General features: G+C 71.1%; 25 protein-coding genes. 14 read left to right on the top strand and 11 right to left on the bottom strand.

All coding sequences use genetic code 11. The features are described from left to right. Positions 1-148 precede the first annotated feature (148 nt). A complete protein-coding gene (locus tag DEIMA_RS12575) occupies positions 149-1345 on the top strand; it encodes an MFS transporter (RefSeq protein ID WP_013557645.1) in 1197 nt (398 codons plus the stop codon). 13 nt (positions 1346-1358) lie between these two features. On the opposite strand, the gene mutL is transcribed toward DEIMA_RS12575, so the two are convergent. The 3 genes from mutL to DEIMA_RS12590 all read right to left on the bottom strand — a co-directional run bounded on the left by mutL (position 1359) and on the right by DEIMA_RS12590 (position 6228). Continuing rightward, on the bottom strand, positions 1359-3029 hold the full coding sequence (gene mutL, locus DEIMA_RS12580) for a DNA mismatch repair endonuclease MutL (RefSeq protein WP_013557646.1): 1671 nt from the start codon (positions 3027-3029) through the stop codon (positions 1359-1361). A 48-nt stretch (positions 3030-3077) separates the two neighbouring features. Continuing rightward, positions 3078-5642 (bottom strand): DNA mismatch repair protein MutS, encoded by a 2565-nt coding sequence (mutS, locus tag DEIMA_RS12585; protein WP_013557647.1) that lies wholly within the window; start codon positions 5640-5642, stop codon positions 3078-3080. A gap of 181 nt (positions 5643-5823) precedes the next feature. Beyond that, positions 5824-6228, bottom strand: coding sequence for a hypothetical protein (locus tag DEIMA_RS12590; protein WP_013557648.1), 405 nt, complete (start codon positions 6226-6228; stop codon positions 5824-5826). A gap of 344 nt (positions 6229-6572) precedes the next feature. On the opposite strand from DEIMA_RS12590, the gene DEIMA_RS12595 reads away from it, so the two are divergent. From DEIMA_RS12595 to DEIMA_RS12605, 3 genes are all read left to right on the top strand, one after another. Continuing rightward, entirely contained in the window at positions 6573-7091 is a 519-nt protein-coding gene (locus tag DEIMA_RS12595) for a hypothetical protein (RefSeq protein ID WP_013557649.1), read from the top strand. A gap of 61 nt (positions 7092-7152) precedes the next feature. Continuing rightward, complete coding sequence (locus tag DEIMA_RS12600) at positions 7153-7638, top strand: cytochrome c biogenesis protein CcdC (protein ID WP_013557650.1); 486 nt, start codon at positions 7153-7155, stop codon at positions 7636-7638. A 24-nt stretch (positions 7639-7662) separates the two neighbouring features. After that, positions 7663-8898, top strand: a complete 1236-nt coding sequence (locus DEIMA_RS12605; protein WP_013557651.1) for a cytochrome P450 — start codon at positions 7663-7665, stop codon at positions 8896-8898. A gap of 102 nt (positions 8899-9000) precedes the next feature. Here the strand turns inward: DEIMA_RS12605 and DEIMA_RS12610 are convergent, their stop codons facing one another. The 4 genes from DEIMA_RS12610 to DEIMA_RS12625 form a co-directional block, all read right to left on the bottom strand. Beyond that, complete coding sequence (locus DEIMA_RS12610) at positions 9001-9213, bottom strand: hypothetical protein (protein ID WP_013557652.1); 213 nt, start codon at positions 9211-9213, stop codon at positions 9001-9003. Between the two features lie 27 nt (positions 9214-9240). Next, positions 9241-10452, bottom strand: a complete 1212-nt coding sequence (locus DEIMA_RS12615; RefSeq protein ID WP_013557653.1) for an MFS transporter — start codon at positions 10450-10452, stop codon at positions 9241-9243. Between the two features lie 74 nt (positions 10453-10526). After that, positions 10527-11240, bottom strand: a complete 714-nt coding sequence (locus tag DEIMA_RS12620) for a hypothetical protein (RefSeq protein ID WP_013557654.1) — start codon at positions 11238-11240, stop codon at positions 10527-10529. A gap of 22 nt (positions 11241-11262) precedes the next feature. Then, positions 11263-11466, bottom strand: a complete 204-nt coding sequence (locus tag DEIMA_RS12625) for a MerR family DNA-binding transcriptional regulator (protein ID WP_013557655.1) — start codon at positions 11464-11466, stop codon at positions 11263-11265. A 307-nt stretch (positions 11467-11773) separates the two neighbouring features. Between DEIMA_RS12625 and DEIMA_RS12630 the strand changes: the two genes are divergently transcribed. Beyond that, positions 11774-12301, top strand: a complete 528-nt coding sequence (locus DEIMA_RS12630) for a DUF402 domain-containing protein (protein WP_013557656.1) — start codon at positions 11774-11776, stop codon at positions 12299-12301. Between the two features lie 53 nt (positions 12302-12354). After that, on the top strand, positions 12355-13110 hold the full coding sequence (locus DEIMA_RS12635; protein WP_013557657.1) for a DUF554 domain-containing protein: 756 nt from the start codon (positions 12355-12357) through the stop codon (positions 13108-13110). A gap of 56 nt (positions 13111-13166) precedes the next feature. Here the strand turns inward: DEIMA_RS12635 and DEIMA_RS12640 are convergent, their stop codons facing one another. Next, entirely contained in the window at positions 13167-14627 is a 1461-nt protein-coding gene (locus DEIMA_RS12640) for a potassium/proton antiporter (RefSeq protein WP_013557658.1), read from the bottom strand. Between the two features lie 29 nt (positions 14628-14656). Then, positions 14657-14995, bottom strand: a complete 339-nt coding sequence (locus DEIMA_RS12645) for a hypothetical protein (RefSeq protein ID WP_148234961.1) — start codon at positions 14993-14995, stop codon at positions 14657-14659. 140 nt (positions 14996-15135) lie between these two features. Here DEIMA_RS12645 and DEIMA_RS12650 point away from each other — a divergent pair, with 140 nt between their 5' ends. The 5 genes from DEIMA_RS12650 to DEIMA_RS12670 all read left to right on the top strand — a co-directional run bounded on the left by DEIMA_RS12650 (position 15136) and on the right by DEIMA_RS12670 (position 19443). Further along, positions 15136-16383, top strand: coding sequence for an aspartate aminotransferase type Ic (locus DEIMA_RS12650; RefSeq protein WP_013557660.1), 1248 nt, complete (start codon positions 15136-15138; stop codon positions 16381-16383). A 73-nt stretch (positions 16384-16456) separates the two neighbouring features. After that, positions 16457-16897: a hypothetical protein gene (locus tag DEIMA_RS17010; RefSeq protein WP_013557661.1), complete on the top strand. Its 441-nt coding sequence runs from the start codon at positions 16457-16459 to the stop codon at positions 16895-16897. 46 nt (positions 16898-16943) lie between these two features. Beyond that, entirely contained in the window at positions 16944-17231 is a 288-nt protein-coding gene (gene gatC, locus DEIMA_RS12660; protein WP_013557662.1) for an Asp-tRNA(Asn)/Glu-tRNA(Gln) amidotransferase subunit GatC, read from the top strand. 37 nt (positions 17232-17268) lie between these two features. Then, positions 17269-18537 (top strand): serine--tRNA ligase, encoded by a 1269-nt coding sequence (serS, locus tag DEIMA_RS12665; protein WP_013557663.1) that lies wholly within the window; start codon positions 17269-17271, stop codon positions 18535-18537. 93 nt (positions 18538-18630) lie between these two features. Next, positions 18631-19443: a DMT family transporter gene (locus tag DEIMA_RS12670; protein ID WP_013557664.1), complete on the top strand. Its 813-nt coding sequence runs from the start codon at positions 18631-18633 to the stop codon at positions 19441-19443. Here the strand turns inward: DEIMA_RS12670 and DEIMA_RS12675 are convergent. Further along, positions 19440-19715, bottom strand: coding sequence for a hypothetical protein (locus DEIMA_RS12675; protein WP_043816730.1), 276 nt, complete (start codon positions 19713-19715; stop codon positions 19440-19442). The genes DEIMA_RS12670 and DEIMA_RS12675 overlap by 4 nt on opposite strands. A 35-nt stretch (positions 19716-19750) precedes the next feature. Here DEIMA_RS12675 and DEIMA_RS17365 point away from each other — a divergent pair, with 35 nt between their 5' ends. Next, the gene (locus tag DEIMA_RS17365) at positions 19751-20554 is read left to right on the top strand and encodes an IS5 family transposase (protein ID WP_083810903.1); all 804 of its coding nucleotides are present in this window, start codon (positions 19751-19753) and stop codon (positions 20552-20554) included. 68 nt (positions 20555-20622) lie between these two features. On the opposite strand, the gene DEIMA_RS12680 is transcribed toward DEIMA_RS17365, so the two are convergent. Continuing rightward, the gene (locus DEIMA_RS12680; protein WP_013557666.1) at positions 20623-21249 is read right to left on the bottom strand and encodes an MBL fold metallo-hydrolase; all 627 of its coding nucleotides are present in this window, start codon (positions 21247-21249) and stop codon (positions 20623-20625) included. A 65-nt stretch (positions 21250-21314) separates the two neighbouring features. Here DEIMA_RS12680 and DEIMA_RS17965 point away from each other — a divergent pair, with 65 nt between their 5' ends. Beyond that, the gene (locus tag DEIMA_RS17965; protein ID WP_043816732.1) at positions 21315-21686 is read left to right on the top strand and encodes a hypothetical protein; all 372 of its coding nucleotides are present in this window, start codon (positions 21315-21317) and stop codon (positions 21684-21686) included. A gap of 75 nt (positions 21687-21761) precedes the next feature. Continuing rightward, on the top strand, positions 21762-23141 hold the full coding sequence (locus DEIMA_RS18875; protein ID WP_043816734.1) for an ATP-binding cassette domain-containing protein: 1380 nt from the start codon (positions 21762-21764) through the stop codon (positions 23139-23141). Positions 23142-23172 lie beyond the last annotated feature (31 nt).

Consider the following 23172-nt stretch of genomic DNA (forward strand, 5'->3'; position numbering starts at 1 on the left):
CCCCGCCGCGAACACCGGGTGTACGCTGGGACATGCCGCTTCCCCCCTGGTAAGGCTCGCCGCATGACCGGCCCGGCACGGGTCTGTCCCCACCTTGAACGACGAACCGCCCGCCCTGCGCGCCTCGTCACCTTCAAGAGAGGACATCATGAACGTGCCTGCTGTTCCCCGGCCTGCCGGGCGCCCCGTAAGGTTCCTGGCGGCGCCCCTCGCTGCCGAATTCGTCGACGAACTGATGGACGGCGTGCTGGGCGCCGCGTGGCCCGCCATCACCCACGACCTGACCCTCACCTACCTGCAGGTGGGCTTGCTGATGGGCGTCCCGTACGTGCTCGGCAGCGTCGTGGACCCCGCGCTGGGCGTCCTGTCCGACGCGGGCGGGCGCCGCGCACTCGTGCTGAGCGGCGGCGTCGCGTTCGCGCTGTCCGTGACGCTCGTGGCGCTCAGCGCGGGCTTCTGGCCGCTGCTGCTGGCGCTTACGGTGTTCTTCCCCGCGTCGGGCGCGTTCGTGACCCTGACCGAAACGGCCCTGATGGACGCCGAACCCACCCGCCGAGAAGCGAACATGGCCCGCTGGGCGCTCGCCGGGTCCGCCGGAAACACCGCCGGGCCGCTGCTGGTGAGCGGCGCGGCCGCGCTCAGCCTCGGCTGGCGGCCCGTGTTCGCGCTGGTGGCGCTCCTCACGCTCGCCGCCCTGGCCCTGGTGTGGCGACGCCGCGCCGCCCTCGGGCCCGCCACGCCCCTGGCCGCGCCCACAGGTGCGGGCGTACGGGGCGCGCTGCGAGGCCTGGCGCCGCTGCTGCACCGCCGGGACGTACGCGCCGCGCTGCTGCACCTGGAGTGCGCGAACCTCCTGCTGGACGTGTTCCGTGGGTTTCTCGCACTGTACATCGTGAGCGCGGACGGCGTGACGCCCGCGCAGGCCGGCGTGGCCGTGGCGGTGCTGACGCTGGTGGGCCTGCTGGGAGACGCGCTGGCCGTGCCCCTGCTGGAGCGCGTGCGCGGCGTGCCGCTCGTCCGCGCGAGCGCCGCCGTGACGCTCGTGGTGTTCCCGGCCTTCCTGCTGGCCCCCACCCTGCCCCTGAAGCTGGGGCTGATCGGCGCGCTCGCCCTGCTGACGTCCGGGTGGTACGCGGTGCTGCAGGCGCGCCTGTACGCCCTCGTGCCGGAGCGCAGCGGCAGCATCCTGACGCTCGGAGCGGTGACGGGCCTGCTGGGCGGCGCCGTCCCGGTCGCGCTGGGCGCCGTGGCGCAGGCGGCGGGTATCGGTGCGGCCCTGTGGCTGCTGCTGCTCGGCCCGCTCACGCTGGTGCTCGGCCTGCCCCGTCAGAAGGACGCGGGTTGACGGGGCCGCGAAATCAGGGGCGGGCGGGCGGCGGGGTGGCGTCCTCGCGGGCGACCGGCGCCTCGCGGGTGTCGCGGGCGCGCGCGACGTCCCGCACGCCGCGCCGACCGAACGCGTGCGCGAGGTCCCGCTCGGACAGGCGCAGCACGGTCGGGCGGCCGTGCGGGCACGCCCACGGCTGCGCGCACCCCGCCAGCTCCGCGAGCAGTGACGGGCCGCGCTCCTCGGTGAGCATGCCGGCCTTCAGGGCGGGCGCGCACGCGAGGCGCGCGAGCACCTCGCGGCGCGGGTCGTGCGTGCCGAGCGCCGCCTCGATCACCTGCTCATGCAGGCGCGGCACGGGCAGGTGCGCGAGCGCGGCCGGCAACGCCCGCAGGCGCGCCAGGCCCGCCCCGAACGCCTCCACGTGCAGCCCGAACGCGCGCAGGTCCGCTTCCGTTCCGGCGAGCCGCGCGGCCTGCTCGGGCGTCAGCTGCAGGAGTTCCGGCTCGGGCAGCTCGAACGCCTCGGCCGCGTCGAACGCGGCGCTCAGGCGCTCGTACAGCACGCGCTCGTGCGCGGCATGCGCGTCCACCACCCACAGGTCTCCGTCGCCCTCCGCGAGCAGGTACAGTCCCGCGAACACGCCCGAGAACGTGAGCGGCGGGAAGGTGCCGTCCGCGGCAGCGGCGCGCGGCGCGGGCGGCTGTGGGAGGCGCAGGTCCGGCAGGGCCCGCGCGAGCGGATGCTGCGCGAGCGCGGCGCGCACCGCCTCGGTCACGCGCCGCGCAACGCCGTCCACGTCCGCGAGCGCCACCACGGCCTTCGCCGGGTGGACGTTCGGGTTCACGTCCTCGGGCGGCACGCGCACGTCCAGTACGCACAGCGGCGCGAGACTGCCGGGCAGCAGCTCCCCATACCCGTGGATGATCGCGCGTTCCAGCTCCGGCGGCGCGAGCACCGGACGGCCGTTCACGCTCACGTGCATGCGGTCCCGGCGGGCGCGCGTCAGCTCCGGGCGGGAGATCACGCCGGTCACGCCGGTCGCGTCCACGCGCACGACGCGGTTCGCGCTGAGGCTCCCGTACACGCTCGCGACCGCGGCGCGAGCGTCGCCGGGTGCGTGCTGCACGCGCACCTCGCCGTCCACCGTGAGGCGCCAGCTGAGGCCCGGATGGTGCAGCACGTACCGGGTGACGAGGCCCGTGATCTCGCGCGCCTCCGTCGCGGCGGACGCCTGCGTGCGGCGCCGCGCGGGCAGGTGCGCGAACAGGTCCGTGACGGCCACGCTCGTGCCCGCCGGGGCGCTCACGCGCCGCACCTGCACGTCGTCCGCGCAGGCGACCAGCTCCGTCGCGCCGACCTGCGCGGCCGGACGGGTCGTGAGCGTCAGCGTGCCCGCCTGACTCATCGCCCACAGCGCCTCCCCGCGGAACCCGAGGGTGGTCACGCGGTCCACGGCCTCCAGCTTGCTCGTCGCGTGCCGCAGCGGCGCGAGCGGCACCTCACCGGCAGGAATGCCCGCACCGTTGTCGCGGACGCGCACGGCGCGCAGGCCGCCGCCCTCCACCTCCACCTCAATGCGCGTCGCGCCCGCGTCGAGGGCGTTGTCGAGCAGTTCGCGCACCACGTCCAGCGGGCGCGACACCACCTCGCCCGCCGCGATCTGGCGGGCCACATCCGGCGGGAGAATTCGGATCGTCATGGTTGACCTCCATGATCGCGCGAACGGGCGCGCGGGACGGTGGACTGGTCAGGAATTGACTGGGGCCTCGTCGCCGCGCGCGCGCCGCTGCCACGCGTGCAGCAGCTTCAGGGCGTCCATCGGCGTGAGCTGCGTCAGGTCGAGCGTCACGAGGTCGCGGCGCAGGCTGTCCGTGTCGCCCGTGGCGTTCAGCGCCGCGAGCAGGCCGCTCGCGCGCGCCGTCACGCTCGCCGGCAGGCCCGCGAGACGCGCGACCTCCACGCCGTAACTCTGCGCCGCCGCGCCCGGAATCACCTGATGGTAGAAGGTCAGCCCGCCCCGCTCCTCCTCTTCGGCGGCGACATGCAGGTTCACGAGGCCGGTGAGTTCGCCGTCCAGGCGCGTGAGCTCGAAGTAGTGCGTGGCGAACAGCGTGAACGCGCCTGTGGCGTGCAGGTGCTCCAGCGCGGCCTGCGCGATGGCCTGCCCGTCGAGGCTGCTGGTGCCGCGCCCGATCTCGTCGAGGACGATCAGACTGCGGGCCGTCGCGGCGTGCAGGATCGTCGCGAGTTCGCTCATCTCGACCATGAAGGTGCTGCGACCGCCCGCGAGGTCGTCGGACGCGCCGATGCGCGTGTGAATGCTGTCGAAGATCGGCAGGCGCGCGCGCTGCGCCGGCACGAAACTGCCGATCTGGTGCAGCAGCGCGCACAGCGCGACTGTGCGCAGGTACGTGCTCTTCCCCGCCATGTTCGGCCCGGTCAGCACCAGCACGCGCCGCGTGGCGTCGAGGTGCGCGTCGTTCGGCACGAACGCGTCCCCGAGCGCGTGCTCCACGACCGGGTGCCGCGCCTGCTCCAGCTCCACCCGGGTGTCTGCGTTCGTTTCGGGCCGCGTCCAGTGCCGCTCCGCCGCGAGGTCCGCGAGGGTCGACACGACGTCCAGTTCCGCGAGCGCACCGGCGGCGTCCGTGAGGGCGTCCACGTGCGCGGCGAGCGCGTCACGCAACTCCGTGAACACCTCCAGCTCCAGGCGAGCTGCGGCCCCCTCGGCCCGCGCGATCTCCCGTTCCCGCTCGCGCAGGTCCGGCCGCGTGAAGCGCGCGCGGTCCTTGAGCGTCGCGATCTGCCGGTAGTCGCCCGGGACGCGCGGCAGGTGCGTCGCCGTCACTTCCAGGTAGTACCCGATGACGTTGTTGAACCCGACCTTCAGCGAGCCGATGCCGGTGCGCGCCCGCTCCTCCGTTTCGAGCGCCGCAATCCACGCCCGGTGCCCGAGCGACTCCGCACGCAGCGCGTCCAGTTCCGCGTGGAACCCGTCGCGGATCAGGCCGCCGTCTGTGGCGCGCAGCGGCGGGTCGTCCGTGAGGGCCGCGCGAATCAGGTTCAGCGCCTCCGGCAGGGCCGTGAGGCGCGCGCGCACGCCGCCCAGCAGGCCGTCCTGCACCGCCAGCAGCTCCGTGGCCTGCGGCAGCAGCTCCAGCGTGCGCGCGAGTGCGGCCACCTCGCGCGGCGTCGCGCGGCGCGCCGCCACGCGCGCCGCGAGGCGCTCCAGGTCGTGCGCGCGGTACAGCAGGGCCCGCACGCCCGCGCGCAGGTCCGGGGTGCGTACGAACGTGTCCACGGCGTTCACGCGCGCCTCGATGCTCGCGGCGTCCAGCAGCGGCGCGCGCAACCACGCGCGCAGGCGACGCCGCCCGCCCGCCGTGCGGGTGCTGCCGAGCGCCTGCAGCAGCGTCATGCCCTGCGGACTGCTCGCTTGGAACACTTCCAGGGCCCGCAGCGTCTGGTCCGCGAGGTGCATCTGCGCGCCCGGCTCGTACCGGGTGACGCGCCGCACCATGTCCAGCCGGCCCTGCTGCGTGCCGCGCGCGTACAGCAGCACGGCCCCGCACGCGCGCACGAGCGCGGGCGTGCTCAGGCTGGCGGGCACGTCACCGAGCGTGTCGCGCAGCGCGCCTACGGCGTCCTGCGCGTCGAAGCTCGCGTGCGACAGCATCACGGGGAACCGCGCCTGGAAGTCCGCGAGCAGCGCCGCGTTCCCTTCGAGTTCCGGCGCGAGCAGCACCTCGCGCGCGCGGTGCCGTCCCAGCTCGTCGTACAGGGCCGTGCGCGTCCCGAAGCTCGCGCAGCGGAACTCGCCGGTGGACAGGTCCAGCAGCGCGAGCGCGTACCCCTCGCCGGTGGCGACCGCCGCGAGGTAATTCTCGTCCTGCCCGATCAGCTTCTCGTCCGTGACAGTGCCGGGCGTGTACAGCTGCGTGACCTTGCGGTCCACGAGGCCAGCGCCGGGTTCTTCCATCTGATCCGCGACCGCCACGCGCACACCGAGGTTCAGCAGGCGTTCGATGTGCGTCTCGGCGGCGCGTACGGGAATGCCGGCCATGGGGGTGCTGAAGTCCTTGCTGGTCTTGTGCGTGAGGGTCAGGCCGAGCAGGCGGGAGGCCCGCTCGGCGTCCTCACCGAACGTTTCGTAGAAGTCCCCGCACTGGAACAGCAGGATGGACCCGGGGAGGTTCTCGGCGACGCTGTCGCGCATGTCCACGTACTGCTGGAGCATGGGCGGCAGCGGCCCGCGTCCCGAGCCTTTCAGGCCGAGGTCGTGGTGAATGCGTTCTGTATCGAAGCGGGCCATGCGGACGCCAGTATTTCACGGGGGGTCCATGCGGACCGTGGCTGAATCCCGGTGTGCGCTGACGCGTACGGGGATGCCCGTGCTGGTGCACTGGGCGTCACGACTTCACAGGTGGTTACGCGCCCTCAGAGGGCGACGAAGCATGCTGCGCTGGACAGCGCCGGGCCCTTCGGCGCCTGGCTTACCAGTCGAGGCGGAGGGCGACGTGCAGACCGATTTCCTCGTCGCCGAAGAGGTGCGCGCTGATGGTGTGGTCGCTGGCTTTGTTCACGAACACGTCCACCGGACCGTCCTTGGTGTTGCCGGAGCGTTGCGGCTGCAGCACGTAGCCTTTGCTCTTGAGCAGGGCCACGAAGTCCTTGTAGGTGTTCATGGCGTTGCCGTGCAGCTTCCAGAGCTCGATGTGCTTGACGTCCGCGGGCGTTTTGTACACCTGCACGTACCCTTTTTCGATGTCGCCGCAGGCTGCCTGGAATCCGGATGGAGTGGCCAGTTCGGCGTTGAGAATCTTTTTGACGTCTTTGGGGCAGGCGAGGGCCATGCTCGACGTGGCGAGCATCAGCAGAACAAAGGGAATTCGCATCATGGTTTACGTCCTTGCGGCGCACAGCAAAAGCGAAGGTCGTGTGCTTTGATGCACGGCCTTCGCTTCTAATCCAGTACGGGTGTTTTAACGCAGCAGGAGAAGCTGCGGACGCTGAACTATAGCAACCGCGCCTGACCAGTACAACCCCACCCGAACTGCATGCGAACAGGCTGTCCTTGCAAGCGTGGCCTCCGAATTCTCATGAGCGGCGGGCTGCGCTGGCAGGCCGCCTGCTGCACTGACGCAGCCATACTGACGCGGCCGTGCCCAGAGTGCGGGCCTGTCGATGCACGCAGGGCAGCCACCCGGGGGGAGGCGCCGGTGCGTTCCGGTACGCTGCGGGCATGATGAGTCACTTCAGGGTGCTGGCGCTGCTGCTTGGCCTGGGGGGCGTCGCGGCGTCGTCCGCGGACCGCGTGTACACCTCGCTGGATCCCAACGTGTGCCGCACGGTCGAGCAAGATACGGAAAGCGAGTTCATCCGGCAGCTCTGCCCGGGGGTCGCCCGCGTGACGCTGGAGGTGTCCGAAGGGGACCTGCGCACGAACGTCCGGGTGAGGACCGCCAATGGCCGCTGGTCGGACCTGCGCCTGATGGAGCTGGTGTCGTCCGGCTTTTCGTCGCTGGGGCCGCGCGCGGAGTGGGTGGTGGGGCGGGGGGTTCCGCTGGCGTTGATCCTGCGGTACAACGCCAGCGAGGTGTCGGAAGCGCCGGAGCGCCTGACGTCGTACCTGGTGGTCAGCAAGGTGACGGGCACGGGCGTGTGCGTGGTGGGGGTCGTGAAGCCGTCCGCGCAGGCGAACGTGCGGGCGCGCGCCCTCGCCGAGCAGGCGGGTGGACGGCCCTGCCTGCGGGCCCCCTGAGCGGCCGCAGCGCTTCAGCCCGGACCTTTGTCTCGGGGGTGGGGGGGTATCCTGCGGGGGTATGCATGTTGCTTCCGCGCTTGGATATGTGCCGCTGTTCATCATCGCGCTGAACATGTGGCGCCGCTCCCGGAATCTCGGGAAGCCCATCCGCCGCGCCCGGACGCTGCTGATCCCCGCGTTCGGCATCATGACGGGCCTGCCGTTCATGTTGCTCCGCCCGGACATGCACGGCCTGCACCCGTTCCTGCCGCAACCGTGGTGGACGATGCTGGTGGCGGTGCTGGTCGGGGCGCTGTTCGCGTTGCCGCTCGCGCACTTCACGCGCTATGAGCGGCGCGCGGACGGCCTGATCTATCAGCAGGCGAGTACGGCGCTGCTGGTGGCGTTCGTGGCGATCGTGGTGGTGCGCGTCGTGGCGCGCGTGGCGCTCAGCTGGATGGACCCGTGGGTGGAGAACGCGCTGTTCTTCATGCTGGTAGTGTCGTACATCTTCGTGTGGCGTCTGGCGAGCTACCTGAAGTTCGTGCGCGTGCAGCGCGGCTGAGGGGACGGCGGAGTACACTCCGGCATGACTGCTCACGCGCTGCCGGATGTGCCGTTCGATTTGACTGACCCGTCGTTCGTGCGGGACCCGTACCCGCAATTGGCGGCGTGGCGGGCGGCGGGTCCGGCATTCGCGTCGGGCCCGCTGACGTTCTTCACGCGGTACGCGGACATGGCGGGGATCCTGCGGGATCGTCGGCGGTTCGGGCGGACGATGCTGCACCGCTTCTCGCGCGATGAGCTGGGGTGGCCGCCGCCGGACCCGCGCCGCGCGCAGTTCGATGCGTTCAACGGGAACCACATGCTGGACAGTGAGGGCGAGAAGCACGTGCGCCTGCGGTCGCTGGTGGCGCGGGCGTTCACGCCGAAACGCGTGGAGGACCTGCGTCCGCGCGTGGAGGCGATCTTGTCGGCGCGTCTGGACGCGCTGCGCGGCGAGGCATTCGATCTGGTCGTGGACGTCGCGGAGCCGCTGCCGGTGACGGTGATCGCGGAGCTGCTGGGCGTGCCGGAGCCGGACCGGCACCGGCTGCGCCCGTGGAGTGCGGCCATCGTGAAGCTCTACGAGGTGTCGCATTCGGACGCGGACCGGGACGCGGCGGAGCGGGCCGTGACCGAGTTCAGTGCGTACCTGCGGGCGCTCGCGGCGGAGCGGCGGGCGCGGCCGCACGACGACCTGATCACGGCGCTCACGCAGGTGAGTGACGGGTCGGACCGCCTGAGCGAGCAGGAGCTGATCGACACGTGCATCCTGTTGCTGAACGCGGGGCACGAAGCGAGCGTGAACGGCCTGAGCAGCATGGTCCTGAACCTCCTGCGGTCCCGCGCGCACTGGGACGCGTTGGTGGCGGCGGCGCGGGCGGGCGCGGGCGATGAGGTGTTCGGCCCGGCGGTGGAGGAACTCCTGCGGTTCGATACGCCGCTGCCGATGTTCGAGCGGTACGTGCTGGAGGACACGGAGGTGGCGGGCGTGCCGCTCGCGCAGGGCCAGCGGGTGGCGCTGCTGTACGCGAGTGGCAACCGGGACGCGGCGGCGTTCGACCGTGCGGACGAGCTGGTGCTGGACCGCGCGCACAACCCGCACCTGACGTTCGGGCTGGGCGCGCACTACTGCCTGGGCGCGCCGCTGGCGCGGCTGGAGCTGCGTCTGGCGTTGCGGGCGTTGTGCGCGCGCCTGCCGGAGTTGCGGCTGGTGGACGCCGAGCCGTCGTACGTGGGGGGGTTCGTGATTCGCGGGCTGGCGGCGTTGCGGGTGCAGTAGGCCTGCCTTCGGCGCCGGGGCGTACGTTGGGTGCCCGCTTCAGCACGCGGCGCGTGTGGTCCTGAGGGTGTGACGCCCAGCCCGCACGAGGGGCCGCGGGCGTCAGCGTTCGGCGCGGATCAGGGCGGGCGTGCCGTGCGCGTCGGTGACGTGCCACTGCGCGGGACGTTCGGGGGTGGTGGCCTTGCCGGCGAGGGTGAGGCCGAGTTCGTCGGCGACGGCCTGCGCGGCTTTTTTGGCGTTGGTGGCGGGCACGCGGCGCCGGATGGCCTGCCCGAGCCCTTCAATGATGACGTTGTAGTAGGTCTTGCTCATGCCTGCACGCTAACGCACGCGCAGGGGTCAGGCGCGCGCGTCAGTGTGGGCGGCATGCCGGGCACGCAGGTGCGGACCGAGCAGAAGGTGCAGGGCGGCCACGAGGAGCGCCATGCCGAGGGCGCTGAACCACAGGGTGGGGGCGCCGCGGTGCGTGAGCAGGAACCCGCCGGCGAGGGGCGCGGCGAATGACGCGAGGCCCCACATGCTGCCGCTGACGCCCTGGTACGTGCCGCGCAGGTGCGGCGGCGCGAGGTCCGCGATGACGTTTTTCATGATGGTGAAGTTGATCAGTTCGCCGAGCGTCCACACGCCGACCGCGAGGGCGTGCAGGGCCACGCTGCCCTGCAGGGCGTGGAGGGCGAAGCCGCCGCCGAGCAGGACGCTGCTGAGCGCGAGGAGGCGGCTGCTGGCGCCCGTGGCGATCAGGCGGTTGATGGGCAGGCCGAGCACGACGATCAGGATGCCGTTGACGGCGATGATGCGGCCGTAGTCGCCGGCGTTGAAGCCCTGCCGGGCGAGCGCGAGGGCGAGAGTGGTGTACCCCTGCAGCCACACGAGCGCGAACAGGAAGGTCGCGGCGGCGTACGCCCACAGCAGGGCGTCTTTGGGAATCAGGGTGAGGCGCGCGCCGGGGGGCTGGGGGTCGCGGGCGGGCTCGCGGAAGTGGCGGATCAACAGCAGGGCGTAGGCGGTCATGGCAGCGGCGTTCAGCGCGAACAGCCAGCCGTACGCGAGGCCGGCGAGCAGGCCGCCGAGGACGGGGGCGATGGCGGCGCCGACGTTGATGGCCCAGTACAGCAGGCCGTACGCGCGGGCGCGGGCGTCGCCGCTGAGCAGGTCAGCGACGGCGGCGCCGCTGGCGGGCCGGTAGGTGTTGCTGATCAGGGCGTACAGCGTGACGAGCGCGAGGATGGCGGCGTAGGGCCGCGCGAACGCGAGGGCGGCGAGGGTGGCGGCGCCGCCGAGCAGCGCGAACACCATGACGGGTTTGCGGCCGATGCGGTCGGTGAGGGTGCCGCCGAGCGACTGCGCGAAGAATCCGCCGACGCCGAGGGCGCTGAGGACGACGCTGGCCTGCTCGACGCTGAAGCCGCGGACGGTGGTGAGGTACAGGCCGAGGAAGGGGATGACGAAGTCCCCGGCGCGGTTGATGAGGGTGCCGCCCCACATCACCCAGAAGCTGGTGGGGTACGCGCCGAGGAGACGCTGCAGGGCGGTGGAGGGGGAGGGCGTCACGGGGGCACGCTAACACTGCGTGCGGCGCCGGGCGTGTTCCCACCCGGGGGACAAGCGCGGCGGGTCTCCCCTGCTCAGTCGGGGTGGGCGGTCGGCGTGGCGGTGACCCAGTCGGGGAGGCCCGACAGGGCGCCCGACTGGCGTTCCGTTTCGGCGTCGTCGTGGCGGCCGAGGGCGTGCAGGGCGAGCACGCGGGCGGGGCTGCGCGGGGCGCTACGCGCGCAGGCTTTCTGGGCGGTGAGGGCGGCTTTGGCGGTGCCGCCCGCGAAACGCTGCGCGTGCGCGAGGACGGCCAGCAGGTACGCGTCGGCGTCCTGGCCGGTGAGCTCCGCGACCTTGAGGCCTTCGGCGAGGTCCCGGAGGGCGTCGTGCGGGGCGTGCGGGAGGTGCAGTTCGCCGAGCAGCGCGGCGGCCTGCACGAGCGCGGCCGTGTCGCCTTCAGCGCGCGCGGCGGTGCGGGCAGCGCGCGCGAGGGCCGGGGCGTCGGAGTGGCGCGCCTGGGCGTGCGCGCGGGCGCGTAGCAGGAGCACGCGGGCAGTGTCGCGCGCGGCACCCAGGGCGTAGAGCGCCTCGGCGTTCCGGCCGAGGCGCAGGTGGGCGGCGGCGAGCGTGAGGGCGTCGTCGGTGCGTTCCGCCCAGGAGACCGCGAGGTGCGGGCGGCCCAGCATCAGCGCGAGAGCGGACGCGGTCGGCAGGTCCGCCGGGTCGGGCGTCCAGGCGTCCAGGGTGCGCAGGGCGTCGCCGTCCTGGCCCGCGCGGTGCTGACTCAGGATGAGCGCGGCGGTCATGGCCGCAGTGTACCCGCTCGGGTCAGGCGGTCAGCGCGAGATCCAGCCCCAGGAAGCGCCACAGGGCGCGGCGGGGCACGCGGATTCCACTGGGGCTCTCGAGGGCCGTGAGGCGTCCGTCTCGAATCCAGCGGCGGACGGTGCGTTCGTGCGTGCCGGTAAACTCGGCGACTTCAGCGACCTTGAGGAGTTTCGGGAGCGTGTGGAACTGTTCGCGCAGGGTCACGGTATGGACCTCCTGAGTGGGAACGGACCTGAGGGGCGGGGGGGCGGACCAAAACACACGAGGCCGCCAGAAGGCGGCCTCGTTGGTGGCGGGCGAAGGGGCCCGTGCCGGCGCGTTTCATCGCGACGCCTCCGTACCGGAGGGGTGGCGTGATGGCGGAGCGGCATGGGCTGTTCACTTGCGTGGAGTCTAGCGCGCGGGCCGTCAGGCATGTGTCAATTTTCCGCTTACGTTGTCTACATCAACGTCGCGTACGGGCGCGCGCAAATGTGCGTGCACGGGTGGGGCCTGCGTGCCACGCTGGGGCATGCATCCTGTTCGCGTGGAGACCCTGGACCTCGCGGCGCTGACGCACACGCTGGAAGGCGGCGCCTGGGCGCAGCCGAGCACGTTCCCGCTCGCGTGGGCGCAGCGCACGCCGTACGGCCTGCACGTGGGCCGCGCGTTCCTGCAGCACCCGACCATCACGTTCATGGAGCGGCACGTCCTGCTGGAGTTCGGGCTGCTCGTGAGCCGTTTCAGCGGACTCCCAGGCATTCCGCACTCGCAGTATTACGTGGACGTGGCGAGCGTCGTGCCTGGGGAGCGCGCGTGGGTCACCCGGGACCTGTACCTGGACTTGATCGTCCGCGCGGAGGGCACGCCGGTGCTGCACGACACGGACGAGTACCTGCAGGCCGTGGAGGCGGGGCACCTGTCGCGGGCGGAGGCGGCGGGAGCGCTCACGGCGTTTCACCGCGCGGTGAACGGCGTGATGCGGTTCGGGGAGCTGGAGCGCTGGCTGGCGGCGGAAGGCGTACAGCTCACGTGGCGTGGCGCGCCCGCGACGGCCTGAGCGCGGCTAGGCACCCGGCGCTGCGCGCGCGATCCCTGCATTAACGTGAGCGGGTGATTCTCGCTCAACTTTCCGGGACGTTCATCAATATCGCGGCGGTGCTGGTGGGCACGGCGGTCGGCCTCGCGCTCGGCGGGCGCCTGCCGGAGCGCACGCAGCGGACGCTGCTGCAGACCCTGAGTCTGGTGACGCTGTTCATCGGGCTGGGCATGGCCGGTGACCTGAACAAAGTCAGCGCGGGCAGCGTGCCGGGCGTGATCGTGGCGCTGCTCGCGCTGGCGCTCGGCGCGGTGATCGGCGAGGCGCTGCAGCTGGAAGATCACCTTTCGACGCTCGGGGACGCCCTCAAGCGCCGCTTCCGGGGCGGGGGGCGGTTCACGGAGGGGTTCGTGGCGGCCAGCCTGCTGTTCTGCATCGGGCCGATGACCATCATCGGCGGGTTGCAGAACGGCCTGACCGGCGACAACAGCACGTACGTCCTGAAGAGCACGCTGGACGGCATCGCGGCACTGGCGCTGGCGGGGGTGTACGGCGTGGGGGTGGGGTTCAGCACGCTGACGATTCTGGTGCTGCAGGGCGGCATCAGCCTCGCGGCGGGCGCGCTGAGCTCGTCGCTGCCGGACCCCGCCACGAACCCGTACGTGCTGGCCCTGACGGGCGCGGGCGGTCTGATGATCGTGGGCATCTCGTGGAACCTGATGCTGGCGGGCCTGAACCTGGAGGACCGGCGCGTGCGCGTGGGGAGCCTGCTGCCGGCGCTGGTGATCGCGCCGCTGCTGCTGTGGGTGTTCGGGCTGCTGGCCCGCTGAAGCCTCACCGCAGCGCGGACCACCCGTTTCGGTGGTCCGCGCTGCGGTGAGGCCGTTCAGCCCTGGCGTTTGGCGACGAGGGCACGCACGGGGTCCGCGTGCGGCCGGCCCGCGAGGACCTGCAGGACGTCCCCGGCCAGCAGGGTGGTGCTGCCGCGCGGGATCATGTACTCGTCGTTGCGGCGCAGCATCACGATCAGGGCCTCGGGCGGCAGGCCGAGGTCCACGATGCGCTGCCCGACGACGTACGAATCGGCCGGCACGGTAATTTCCAGGAAGTCGTTGCGGCCCGCGCCGGTGGGCGTGTACTCCAGCGGCATGTTGACCGTGTCCTCCAGGGGTACGTTGACGCGCAGCCAGCGCGCCACGAACGGCAGGGACGTGCCCTGCACGAGAATCGACACGAGTACCAGAAAGAACGCGACGTTGAAGAGGTCCTGCGCGCCCGGTACGCCCGCGAGCAGCGGGAAGGTGGCGAGCACGACGGGCACGGCGCCGCGCAGGCCCACCCACGCGACCATGGTCTTGTGCGCGATCGGCATGCGCACGCCGAGCAGGCTGACGTACACCGCGAGGGGCCGCGCGGCGAACACCAGCACCAGCGCGAGCAGCAGGGCGGGGACGGCGATGCCCGGGAGTTGCGAGGGGAACACCAGCAGGCCGAGCAGCAGGAACATGCCGACTTCCAGCAGGTACGTGAGGCCCTCGTGGAAGTGCCGCAGGGAGCGCTTGTGAATGAAGCGGGCGTTGCCGAGGACCACGCCGGCGATGTACACGGCGAGGAAGCCGCTGCCGTGCACGGCGGCGGTCGCGCCGTAGATGATGGCGACGAGCGCGACGGTGAGCACGGAGTACAGGCCGTCGAGGGGGAGGTTGATGCGGTTGATGATCGGCACGGCCACGCGCCCGGCCACGTACCCGATGACGCCGCCGAGCACCATTTCCTGCAGGAACTCGGTGAGCAGGGACAGCGGGGGCGTGCCGGGGTGCTGGATCAGTTCGGTCAGGCCGATGACGAGCACGACGGCGGTGGGGTCGTTGATTCCGGACTCGAATTCGAGCAGGGGGCGGATACGGCCTTTGAGGCCGAGCGCGCGTTCCTTCAGGACGGAGAACACGGCGCTGGCGTCGGTGGGGGCGACAATCGCGCCGAGCAGCAGCGCGGGCAGGAGCGGCAGGCCGATCAGGGCGTGCGCGGCGAGGCCGACGAGGGCGGTGGTGATGAGGACGCCGAGGGTGGCGAGCGAGATGCTGGACCACAGGACGGGCTTCGCGGTGCGCCAGTCGGTTTCGAGGCCGCCGGTGAACAGGATGAACGCGAGGGCGACGACGCCGACGAACTGCGTGAGGGCGTAGTTGTCGAAGTGGATGCCGCCGAAGCCGTCGCTGCCGGCGAGCATGCCGATGATCAGGAACAGCAGCAGGCCGGGCAGGCCGAGGCGGCCGCCGACTTTGCTGGCGAGGAGGCTGAGGAACAGCAGGGCGCCGCTGACGAGGATGAGGGTGGCGGAGTTCAAGTGCGGACCTCCTGAGGGGCGTGAGGGGGTTACTCGCCGGGTGGCGCGGTTCTGGCTTTCAGGCCGAATTCGCTTTCCGCGAAGGCGCGCAGCCGTTCGCGCATCTCAGCGGGTTCGGGCCGCTCGAAGCCGGCGGCCTGGACGGCGTCCTGCACGGCGGCGGTGAGCAGGTCGCTGGCGGCGCGGGTGCGGGAGACGTCCATGAGGTCCGCGAGTTGCGTGAGCCAGTAGAAGCTGGTGAGGTCGAGGCGGACGGTCACTTTGCCTTCGGGGTGGTCCTCCAGTACGGGGCGGACGGCGCGTTGTTCGAGCGTGTGGTCAATCAGCGCGCGCAGATGGGAGGCGTGGGGTTTGGTTCGGTTCGGCATATGAATCGCCATCCATTCTCGCGTTATTTGCTGGCAATTTGCCAACAACTCGTCTTGAGGGGTGCTTAAGGCTGCGGGCACGCCCATGTTGCCTGAATAACCCGACCACGCCCGAACCCGCACGGGGTAAGGTGCGAGGCATGACGAGCACCACCGCACGCGAACAGTACGAGGCGTTCAAGGCGCGCGGCCTGCGCCTGAACATGCAGCGCGGCCAGCCCAGCGACGCCGACTTCGACCTCAGCAACGGCCTGCTCACCGCGCTTGGCGAGCACGACTACCTGACGGACAGCGGCAGCGACATCCGCAATTACCCGGGCGGCGTGCACGGCCTACCCGAAGCGCGCGCGCTGTTCGCCGACTACCTCGACGTGAAAGCCGAAAACGTCATCGTCTGGAACAACGCCAGCCTGGAACTGCAGGCGTTCGTGCTCACCACCGCCCTGCTGCACGGCCTGCGCGGCAGCACCGGCCCGTGGGTCACGCAGAAGCCGCAGATGATCGTCACGACGCCGGGGTACGACCGGCACTTCCTGCTCCTCGAAACGCTCGGCTTCGAACTGCTGACCGTCGACATGCAACCCGACGGCCCCGACCTGGACGCCGTCGAGCGCCTCGCCGCCGGCAGTGACCGCGTGAAGGGCATCCTGTTCGTGCCGACGTACAGCAACCCCGGCGGGGAAACCATCAGCGCCGAGAAGGCCGCCCGCCTCGCGGGGCTGAGCGCCGCCGCGCCGGACTTCACGATCTTCGCGGACGACGCGTACCGCGCGCACCACCTCTCCGACGACCGCGACGCGCCCGTGAACTTCATTCAACTGGCGCGCGACGCCGGCCACCCGGACCGCGCCCTCGTGTTTGCCAGCACCAGCAAGGTGACCTTCGCCGGGGCGGGTCTCGGGTTCATGGCGAGCAGCGAGGACCACATCCAGTACCTCAGCACGTACCTGAACGCCATGAGCATCGGCCCGAACAAAGCCGAGCAGTGGCGGCACGTGCGCTTCCTGCGCGCGTACCCAGGCGGCCTGGACGGCCTGATGCGCGACCACGCGCGCCTGATCGCCCCGAAATTCCAGGCGGTGTACGACGTCCTCAGCGAGGACCTCGGCACGGACGGCCGCTACGCCACGTGGACGGCGCCCAGAGGCGGGTACTTCATCAGCCTGGATACGGCGCTGCCCGTCGCGGACCGCGTCGTGAAGCTCGCGCAGGAGGCCGGCGTGAGCCTCACCCCGGCCGGCGCGACGTACCCGGCCGGGCGCGACCCGCACAACCGGAACATCCGCCTCGCGCCCACCCGCCCGGAAGTGGAGGACGTCCGCACCGCGATGCGCGTGGTGGCGGCCTGCATCCGCCTCGCCAGCGAGGAGTACGCCGCGCAGCCGTAAGGCCCCAGGGGCACGGAGATGGGCGCCCATCTCCGTGCCCTTGGGGGAGAGGGTTTCGTTTACCCTGTGGCGCATGACGCGGCTGCTCAGTGTTCTGCTTGGCGCGGCGATAGGTGCGCTGCTCGCCGCCGCGCTGTCCGCGCACGCGTTGACGCCAGAGGTGCTGGGCGCCTTCGGTGCCCAGCGCGCGAAGACCGCCCTCTCGGGGGCGGTGGCGGGCCTGATCCTCTCGCAGGTGTGGCGTGGCCGGCCCCGGGCACGGGGCGCCGGGTGGGTGTGGCAGCCGCTGGCTGCTGGCGTAACCTTCGTCGCGCTGCTCGCGGCGTCCTGGCGCGCCCTGGCCGCCCTAGAGGGGCAGTGGCAGGCCCTGCATCCACCGCAGAGCCGCACCGTGGACGTCCTGATCATCACCAGCCCGGCCTCCCCGGCGGAACTGGCGCCACTCGCCCTGACGGCCCTGGCGGTGTTATGGCTGATCGGCCTCCCGTTCATGTGGCGCAGACGCCGCCCGTGAACATCGCGGACGGCGTGCGCGCAGCGGCTTGTTTATAATCCTCGTCATGATTGACGCCGCTGAAATGGAGCACCTCAAGACGCTGGCGCGCCTTCACCTCAGCGACGACGAGACCGAGGCGATGCGCGGCGACCTCAACCGCATCCTCGGGTACTTCGAGCAGCTTCAGGCGCTCGACACGACTGGCGTCGAGGAGATGCAGCGTCCCGTGGACCTCGTGAACATCCTGCGCGCCGACGAGCCCGGCGAGACGTTCTCGCAGGCGGTCGCGCTCAGTCTCGCGCACGACACGCACGACGGCTTCATCCTCGTGCCCCGCACCGTCGAACAGTAACGCCCCGCGCACCCACTCTCCCGGAAGCAGGACAACCATGCTGGATCTGAAATTCATCCGTGACAACGCCGACACCGTCCGGCACGCCATCCAGGTCAAGGGCGTGCCGCTCGACCTGGACGAGCTCCTGCGCGTGGACCGCGAACTCGTGGAACTGCGCGCGCGCCTGGAAACCCTCCAGGCGGAACGCAACGCCAACGCGAAACTCGTGCCGAAAGCGGGCGCCGACGAACGCGCGGCGCTTATCGCGCGCGGCAAGGACCTCGCCGAGGAGATCCGCGCGCAGGAGCCCGCGCTGCGCGCCCATGAAGACGCCCTCAAGCAGCTGCTGCTGCGCGTCCCGAACATCCCGCACCCGTCCGTGCCGGTCGGCCGGGACGACAGCGAGAACGTCGAGCTGCGCCGCGAAGGCACCCTGCCGACATTCAGCTTCACGCCGCTCGACCACGTGCAGCTCCTCGAGAAACACGGCTGGGCGGACCTGGAACGCGTGGCGCGCGTGTCCGGCAGCCGCAGCTACCTCCTGAAGGGCGACGCCGTGCGCCTGGAGCAGGCGATCATCAACTACGCCCTCGACACGCTCGCCGACGCGGGCTTCACGCTCGTGAGCACCACCGCGCTCGTCCGCCCGGACACGCTCGTCGGCACTGGGCATTTCCCCGGCGGCGAGGACCAGGTGTACAAGATCGAGGGCGCAGACCTGATGCTCGCCGGCACCGCCGAAGTGCCCGTGAACAGCCTCCACGCCGGTGAGGTCCTCGCGGAAGCGGACCTGCCCGTCACGTACGCGGCGATCTCGGCAGCGTTCCGCAGCGAAGCGGGCAGCGCCGGTCGGGATGTGCGCGGCCTGATGCGCGTGCACGAGTTCAAGAAGGTCGAGCAGTACGTCATCACCCGCGCTGACGAAGCCGAAGGCCTCGCGATGTTCGAGCGGCTCCTCGGGAACGCCGAGACGATCCTGCGCGGCCTGGAACTCCCGTACCGCGTGCTGCAGAACTGCACGGGCGACATGGGCGCCGGGAAGGTCCTGATGTACGACCTGGAATGCTGGGTGCCCAGCGAAGAGAAGTACCGCGAGACGCACTCCTGCTCGTACCTCGGCGACTGGCAGGCGCGCCGCACCGGCATCCGCTACCGCGACGAGGCGGGCCGCATGCAGTTCCCGCACACGCTGAACAACACCGGCATCGCGTCGCCGCGCATTCTCGTGCCGTTCCTGGAAGTCCACCAGCAGGCGGACGGCACCGTCCGTGTTCCAGCCGCACTGCGCCCGTACCTGGGTGGCCGCGAGGTCCTCGGCGCGTAAGCACGAGCGCGTGGAAGGGCCAGGAGGGCGAGCAGCCCTCCCGGCCCTTTTTGGGCGGAGGTCACTGCGCGTGGTAGCGTTGCGCGCGTGAACATGGGCGCGGCAGGGTTCGGGCTGGCTTCGGCACTTACGTACGGCGTGGGCGACTTCCTCGGCGGTCTCGCGAGCCGCCACGACTCCCCCACGCGCGTGGTGGCCCTCACGCATCCTGTCGCGATTCTCGCGTTCACGTTGCTCGCCGCCCTCACCGGCGAGGCGCTCCCGCCCGCCCGGGACCTCGCGTGGGGCCTCGCGGCGGGCCTCGTGGGGCTCGTTGCGGTGCTTGCGTTCTACCGCGCGCTCGCGCTCGGCCCGATGGGCACCGTGAGCGTCACCGCCGGCGCGCTCAGCGCCCTCGTGCCCGTCGTCGTCGGCGTGGCGAGCGGCGAGGTCCTCACGCCGCTCGCCGCGGGCGGTGCCCTCCTGATCCTCGCGGGGACTGGCCTGCTGAGCGCCACGCCCGGCACCGGCGGTCGCGGCGGCGTACTGCTCGGCGTCCTCGCCGGTCTCGGCTTCGGGCTGTTCTTCGTCATGCTCGCCCAGGCGAAAGGGGGCGTGTACTGGCCGCTCGCCGCCGCGCGCCTCGCCAGCAGCGCCGTCATCGTGCCGCTCGTGACCCTGCGCGAAGGCCTGCGCCCGCAGCGGCCCGCACTCGTCCTCGCCGCGCTGCCCGGCGACGCCCTCGGGAACTTCTTCTACCTGCTGTCCGCGCAGGCCGGGAAGCTCAGCATCGCGGGTCTGCTGACGAGCCTGTACCCCGCCTTCACGACCCTGCTCGCCGTTGTGGTGCTGCGCGAGCACCTGCGCCCCACGCAGTGGGCGGGCGTCGCGCTCGCGTTCGCCGGGGCGCTGCTCGTCACCCGCTAGAGCGTGTGCTCACGGACATCCGGCTCTTCGGGGAGGAGCCGCCAGGCCGGCGCGCACCACCCCACAAGAGCATCAAGGACGCAGGTTTCCAACACCTCCCGTTCGTCCCCCGAGGGTGTCCACGCCTGCGTTTCCTCGAACAACGCCAAGAATGCCCGGTACAGTTGCGCCTTTGACCAACCTTGCGTATGCAGGTCACGCACCAACAGGCGCAGTGCTTCCCCCGGCTGCTCGTCACGGAACGCCTGTTGAACCAAGGGGACCAGTGGCATTTCTCAAGGGTAACGGGTCTACCTTCGGTCTCATGCTGCATCGTCACGACCTCACCGACGCCCAATGGGCGGCGTTCCAACCCCATCTTCCCTCACCGCAGGGGTTCGGTGGCCGACCCCGTATCAATCACCGAAACTTTGTCAACGCGGTCCTCTGGTTGTTGCGTACCGGTGCGCCCTGGCGTGACCTCCCACCCTACTACGGCCACTGGAGTTCCATCTCGACCCGGTTCTATCGCTGGAGTCGAGCGGGCATCTGGCAACAGCTGTTGAGCTGCCTTCAGCAAATTGCAGATGAACAGCACCAGATTGACTGGGACACGCAATTCATCGACAGCACCGTGATCCGTACGCACCATCACGCGGCGGGCGCACGGGGTGGCCAGCAGCATGAAGCCCTGGGACGTTCACGCGGTGGGTTCAGCACCAAAATTCACCTGAAATGCGAAGGCGGTGGGAAGCCCTTGGCCGTCCTGCTCACGGGCGGGGAACGCCATGAGATGGTGGGTTTTGTCCCGCTGTTGGAACGTGGGCGCGTTAAACGCACTGGGCAAGGACGACCCAGATCACGACCGCGTCAATTGGTAGGGGATCGCGGATACAGCAACGGGGTCGCGCGTAAGGAACTGCGGCGACGGGGCATCCGAGCGGTGATTCCCCCGAAACGAGATCACCGGCGCCCGGCGAACGATGACCAGAGCGTGTATCGCGAACGCAACCAGGTGGAACGCGCCATCGTGAAACTCAAACGATTCCGACGTCTGGCCACTCGGTATGACAAACGGCAGGTGCACGATCTGGTCATGATCACCTTAGCCATGGCCTTGTCGTGGGTGTGAGGTCACTCCGTTGCTTTCACGGATCAATGAACATCCGGCTGACCGCCATGAGCACACGCTCTAGACGTTTACAGGTCCCGCACCAGTCGGTCCCGGACGGCCTGCATCGGCAGCGCCGGCCCGTGCCCGCTCCAGACCGTCCGCGCGCCCAGCTGCGTGATGTCCCGCAGCGTATGCAGCGCCGCGCCGGGATCGTCGTTGTATGCCGTGCGGGGCAGCCGGGCCTGTCCCGCACGGCTGATCAGCGCGTCCGCCACGAGCGCCACCTCGCCCCCGCGCACCAGCACGCCCACCTGCCCGTGCGTGTGCCCCGGCAGGTGCAGGACCGTGTGCCCCAGCAGGTCGTCGCCCGGCAGGACCGTGCGGATCGCGCGCTCCGGCACGCGCGGGTGCGCCCGCGCCAGGGCCGCGCCCACCTGGGGCATGCCCGCCGGGTACGGCAAGCGGAAGCGCTCGCCGGTCACGTACGGCACGTCCAGGGCGTGCATGAAGATCGGGATGCCTGCACGCGCGGCCAGATGCGCGCCCCCTCGGTGGTCAATGTGGTGATGCGTGATGAGCAGCGCGTCCGGCTGGTACTGCCGCAGCACGCGCGCGAATGCCGGGGCGTGCGTGAACAGGCCCGCGTCCACGATGAGGCGCCCGTCGGGGCTGTCGAGCAGGAACACGTTGCTGCTGAAATTCAGAACGCGCACCCGAGCAGTGTACCGAGTTCAGGCAACCAGCAGCTCGGTTCGGGTCCTTCCAGTAGGCTCAGCGCATGTTGCGACCGGCCGGATTTTTCAGGGAGCTGGGGCATGGGGACGGGCGACCCGGAGAACCATCCATTCAAGATTACCTGCATTCCCCGTCTCCGCAGAAGGCAAAGGTGGTGGCGTATCTGTTGAACGGGCACCTTTACGCTGTTGCTGCCGGGGTGAGCGTGGACATTTTCAGGTCACCAGAACGTCACATCATCGGTGGCTTGACGCTGTTGACGGACGGGATTTGGTTATGGCCTTCCGACCTGCCGTATTACGTGCAGGGCTATGACGTCGCCATCGCCGTGGATTTTGCTGAGCATATGCGCGCGCAGGGGTGGACTGTTCCGACGCTGACTTCGGAGGACCTCCGGGCGCTGCGTCGGTCTTGAATGCCGCCGGCGTCCGGGATCTTACTCCTAGGCAGCCGTTCAGCGCCTCAGGCGCCTCGTCCTTAGACTGGCGCGGTGGAGCCGCTGGTGCAGTTGGAGAGCGTGGGTGTGCGCGTGGAGGGCGCGTGGGCCCTGCAGGACGTGACGTTCGGTCTGACGCCGGGGAGTGCGTGGTTGCTGACGGGCGGGAACGGCGCGGGCAAGAGCACGTTGCTGCGTGTACTGCGCGGCGAGGTCGCACCGACGGCGGGGTCGCGGGCGTACGTGCTGGACGGGGCGCGGCGGTCGTCGGCGGTGCGGGCGCTCGCGCGGATCGCGCTGGTGAGTCCGCGTGAGGAGGCGTTCTACCTGACGCGGTCGTGGGCGCAGTCCGTGCGGGATTCGCTGCTGGCGGCGTGGGATGGGGGGACGCAGCGGTTGTGGGTGCCGACGCCGGAGGCGCAGGCGCGGCTGGCGGACGTGGCGGAGTGGACGTTCCTGACGGCGTTGCTGGACCGGGACGTGCAGGCGTTGTCGCATGGGCAGCGGCGCCGGGTGACGCTGGCGCGGGCGCTGATGCGCGAGCCGGTGGCGCTGCTGCTGGATGAGTTCACGGACGGGCTGGACGCGGCCGCGCGGGCGCGGCTGGGTGAGGTGGTGGAGGGCGTGGCCGCGTCGGGTGTGGCGGTGGTGCTGGCCACGCACCGTCCGTCGGACGCGCCGCGTCTGGCGTGGTCACGGCTGCACCTGGAGGGGGGGCGGGTGGCGCGGCCGAGTGCCTCGCCGGAGGCCGCGCCGGCCGTGGCGGCCGTGTCGGACGCGCTGACCGGGGAGGTGCTGGTGCGGCTGGAGAACGCCGGTGTGTACCGGGGGGACCAGCTGGCGGTGGGGCCGTTGTCGTTCACGTGGCGGACCGGGGAGCACTGGCTGGTGACGGGCGGGAACGGCGCGGGCAAGAGCACGCTGGTGCGGACGCTGGCGGGCGAGGTGTTCCCGGCGGTGGGCGGGGTGGTGGCGCGGCCGTTCCTGCGCCGGGATACGCGGGCGGAGCGGGCGCGGCGGATCGGGTGGGTGTCGGCGGAAGCGCAGGTGGACCTTGCGCGGGACTGGACGGGCTGGGCGGTGGTCGCGTCGGGCTTCACAGGCGAGCGCGGGACCGGGCCGGACCTGACGCCCGAGCAGGCGGCGCGCGTGGCGGACGTGACCGCGCGCCTCGGGGTGTCGGACCTGCTGGACCGTCATGCCGATACGCTGTCGCAGGGGCAGCTCAAGCGGTTGTTGCTGGCGCGCGCGACCGTGCATGCGCCGGCGTTGTTGCTGCTGGACGAGCCGTTCGATTTCCTGGATGCGGATGCGCGCGCGCGTCTGAGTGCGCTGCTGGCGCATCTGGTGGCGGGCGGCACGCACGTGCTGGTGGTGGCGCATCACGCGAGTGACGCGCCGGGGTTTCTGAACCGGCACCTGCATCTGCAGTGACGCGCCGGGCCCGTCAGCCCGGCGCGGGGTG

The sequence above is a fragment of the Deinococcus maricopensis DSM 21211 genome (assembly GCF_000186385.1).
Lineage (GTDB): Bacteria > Deinococcota > Deinococci > Deinococcales > Deinococcaceae > Deinococcus_B > Deinococcus_B maricopensis.

What these genes read in the sequence shown, in the direction of transcription:
- DEIMA_RS12575 (WP_013557645.1), top strand. Translation starts at nt 149, where the DNA reads ATGAACGTGCCTGCTGTTCCCCGGCCTGCCGGGCGCCCCGTAAGGTTC.
- mutL (WP_013557646.1), bottom strand. Translation starts at nt 3,029, where the DNA reads ATGACGATCCGAATTCTCCCGCCGGATGTGGCCCGCCAGATCGCGGCG.
- mutS (WP_013557647.1), bottom strand. Translation starts at nt 5,642, where the DNA reads ATGGCCCGCTTCGATACAGAACGCATTCACCACGACCTCGGCCTGAAA.
- DEIMA_RS12590 (WP_013557648.1), bottom strand. Translation starts at nt 6,228, where the DNA reads ATGATGCGAATTCCCTTTGTTCTGCTGATGCTCGCCACGTCGAGCATG.
- DEIMA_RS12595 (WP_013557649.1), top strand. Translation starts at nt 6,573, where the DNA reads ATGATGAGTCACTTCAGGGTGCTGGCGCTGCTGCTTGGCCTGGGGGGC.
- DEIMA_RS12600 (WP_013557650.1), top strand. Translation starts at nt 7,153, where the DNA reads ATGCATGTTGCTTCCGCGCTTGGATATGTGCCGCTGTTCATCATCGCG.
- DEIMA_RS12605 (WP_013557651.1), top strand. Translation starts at nt 7,663, where the DNA reads ATGACTGCTCACGCGCTGCCGGATGTGCCGTTCGATTTGACTGACCCG.
- DEIMA_RS12610 (WP_013557652.1), bottom strand. Translation starts at nt 9,213, where the DNA reads ATGAGCAAGACCTACTACAACGTCATCATTGAAGGGCTCGGGCAGGCC.
- DEIMA_RS12620 (WP_013557654.1), bottom strand. Translation starts at nt 11,240, where the DNA reads ATGACCGCCGCGCTCATCCTGAGTCAGCACCGCGCGGGCCAGGACGGC.
- DEIMA_RS12630 (WP_013557656.1), top strand. Translation starts at nt 11,774, where the DNA reads ATGCATCCTGTTCGCGTGGAGACCCTGGACCTCGCGGCGCTGACGCAC.
- DEIMA_RS12645 (WP_148234961.1), bottom strand. Translation starts at nt 14,995, where the DNA reads ATGCCGAACCGAACCAAACCCCACGCCTCCCATCTGCGCGCGCTGATT.
- DEIMA_RS12650 (WP_013557660.1), top strand. Translation starts at nt 15,136, where the DNA reads ATGACGAGCACCACCGCACGCGAACAGTACGAGGCGTTCAAGGCGCGC.
- DEIMA_RS17010 (WP_013557661.1), top strand. Translation starts at nt 16,457, where the DNA reads ATGACGCGGCTGCTCAGTGTTCTGCTTGGCGCGGCGATAGGTGCGCTG.
- gatC (WP_013557662.1), top strand. Translation starts at nt 16,944, where the DNA reads ATGATTGACGCCGCTGAAATGGAGCACCTCAAGACGCTGGCGCGCCTT.
- serS (WP_013557663.1), top strand. Translation starts at nt 17,269, where the DNA reads ATGCTGGATCTGAAATTCATCCGTGACAACGCCGACACCGTCCGGCAC.
- DEIMA_RS12670 (WP_013557664.1), top strand. Translation starts at nt 18,631, where the DNA reads ATGGGCGCGGCAGGGTTCGGGCTGGCTTCGGCACTTACGTACGGCGTG.
- DEIMA_RS12675 (WP_043816730.1), bottom strand. Translation starts at nt 19,715, where the DNA reads ATGCCACTGGTCCCCTTGGTTCAACAGGCGTTCCGTGACGAGCAGCCG.
- DEIMA_RS17965 (WP_043816732.1), top strand. Translation starts at nt 21,315, where the DNA reads ATGTTGCGACCGGCCGGATTTTTCAGGGAGCTGGGGCATGGGGACGGG.